This is a genomic window from Streptosporangium sp. OZ121, from assembly GCF_051918885.1.
Taxonomy (GTDB): domain Bacteria; phylum Actinomycetota; class Actinomycetes; order Streptosporangiales; family Streptosporangiaceae; genus Streptosporangium.
This window is the reverse complement of the sequence record NZ_JBPXMC010000064.1, coordinates 2,501-5,048: the sequence shown is the minus strand read 5'-3', so window position 1 is coordinate 5,048 and position 2,548 is coordinate 2,501. Positions and strand designations below refer to the sequence as shown.

The following is a 2,548-nucleotide window of genomic DNA, read 5'->3' as shown; positions in this document are numbered from 1 at the left end:
TTCGCTTGGCGACGTCCTACTCTCCCGGGACCCTGCGGTCCAAGTACCATCGGCGCTGGAAGGCTTAACGGTCGTGTTCGGTATGGGTACGCGTGGAACCCTTCCGCCATCGCCACCAAACGGCTTCAGATGCTTGATCACCTGAAAACTAGATACGAAACGAAGTTGCAGCACATTGAAATATCTTTGGATAAGCCCTCGACCGATTAGTATTGGTCAGCTCCATGCATTGCTGCACTTCCACCTCCAACCTATCTACCTCGTCGTCTTCAAGGGGTCTTACTAGTTGGGAAATCTCATCTTGAGGGGGGCTTCACGCTTAGATGCTTTCAGCGCTTATCCCTTCCGTACGTAGCTACCCAGCCATGCTCCTGGCGGAACAACTGGTGCACCAGCGGTACGTCCATCCCGGTCCTCTCGTACTAAGGACAGCTCCTCTCAAATTTCCTACGCCCACGACAGATAGGGACCGAACTGTCTCACGACGTTCTGAACCCAGCTCGCGTACCGCTTTAATGGGCGAACAGCCCAACCCTTGGGACCTACTTCAGCCCCAGGATGCGATGAGCCGACATCGAGGTGCCAAACCTCCCCGTCGATGTGGACTCTTGGGGGAGATAAGCCTGTTATCCCCAGGGTAGCTTTTATCCGTTGAGCGATGGCCCTTCCATGCGGTACCACCGGATCACTAAGCCCGACTTTCGTCCCTGCTCGACTTGTAGGTCTCGCAGTCAAGCTCCCTTATGCCTTTGCACTCTTCGAATGATTTCCAACCATTCTGAGGGAACCTTGGGGCGCCTCCGTTACTCTTTAGGAGGCGACCGCCCCAGTCAAACTGCCCGCCTGACACTGTCCTCGCACCGGATCACGGTACCAAGTTAGAACCTAGATACGATCAGGGTGGTATCCCAACGTCGCCTCCACACAAGCTGGCGCTCATGCTTCGAAGGCTCCCACCTATCCTGTACAGATCGTACCCAAATCCAATATCAAGCTGCAGTAAAGCTCCATGGGGTCTTTCCGTCTTGTCGCGGGTAACCTGCATCTTCACAGGTATTAAAATTTCACCGGATCTCTCGTTGAGACAGCGCCCAAGTCGTTACGCCATTCGTGCGGGTCAGAATTTACCTGACAAGGAATTTCGCTACCTTAGGACCGTTATAGTTACGGCCGCCGTTTACTGGGGCTTCGGTTCACAGCTTCGGATTGCTCCTAACCGCTCCCCTTAACCTTCCAGCACCGGGCAGGCGTCAGCCCGTATACTTCGCCTTACGGCTTCGCACAGACCTGTGTTTTTGCTAAACAGTCGCTTGGGCCTTTTCACTGCGGCCCCCTCGGGCTATTCACCCTACCGAGGCACCCCTTCTCCCGAAGTTACGGGGTCATTTTGCCGAGTTCCTTAACGAGAGTTCTTCCGCGCGCCTTAGAATTCTCTTCTCGCCTACCTGTGTCGGTTTGCGGTACGGGCACCTTCACCTGACTAGAGGCTTTTCTTGGCAGTGTGAGATCATGACCTTCGCTACTGTAATTTTCACTCCCCATCACAGCCCAGCCTTATCGATGTGCGGATTTGCCTACACATCAGCCTCACTGCTTGGACGGACATCCATCAGTCCGCGTCACTACCCTCCTGCGTCACCCCATCGTTCATAACGGTTTACGGTGGTACAGGAATTTCAACCTGTTGTCCTTCGATTACGCCTTTCGGCCTCACCTTAGGTCCCGACTTACCCTGAGCGGACGAGCCTTCCTCAGGAAACCTTGGGCTTTCGGCGGATCAGATTCTCACTGATCTTTTCGTTACTCATACCGGCATTCTCACTTGTATGCTGTCCAGCGCTCCTTACGGTACACCTTCAACCTACATACAACGCTCCCCTACCCCTGATACAAATGTATCAAGCCATAGCTTCGGTGGTGTGTTTAGCCCCGTTACATTTTCGGCGCAGAGTCACTCGACCAGTGAGCTATTACGCACTCTTTAAATGGTGGCTGCTTCTAAGCCAACATCCTGGTTGTCTGTGCAACTCCACATCCTTTCCCACTTAACACACACTTGGGGACCTTAGCTGATGGTCTGGGCTGTTTCCCTTTTGACAATGGATCTTAGCACTCACTGTCTGACTCCCGGATATAAGTCTATGGCATTCGGAGTTTGACTGAGCTTGGTAACCCTTGCGGGCCCCGCACCCAATCAGTGCTCTACCTCCACGACTCTTAATTCCGAGGCTAGCCCTAAAGCTATTTCGGGGAGAACCAGCTATCTCCGAGTTCGATTGGAATTTCTCCGCTACCCCCACCTCATCCCCGCATTTTTCAACATACGTGGGTTCGGGCCTCCAGTGCGTGTTACCGCACCTTCACCCTGGACAGGGGTAGATCACACGGTTTCGGGTCTACGACCACATACTATATCGCCCTATTCAGACTCGCTTTCGCTGCGGCTACGGCTTCTCGCCTTAACCTTGCATGGGAACGTAACTCGCCGGTTCATTCTACAAAAGGCACGCCATCACCCATAAATAGGGCTCTGACTTCTTGTAAGCAC

Annotated in this window: 2 rRNA genes (1 of these 2 only partly in view); both read right to left on the bottom strand. The window is 53.5% G+C overall.

The features are described 5' to 3' along the window. Positions 1-3: 3 nt before the first annotated feature. A 5S ribosomal RNA gene (gene rrf / locus ACTOQ1_RS42640) occupies positions 4-120 on the bottom strand. A gap of 66 nt (positions 121-186) precedes the next feature. Then, positions 187-2,548 (bottom strand): 23S ribosomal RNA (locus tag ACTOQ1_RS42635); it runs 566 nt beyond the window's last position.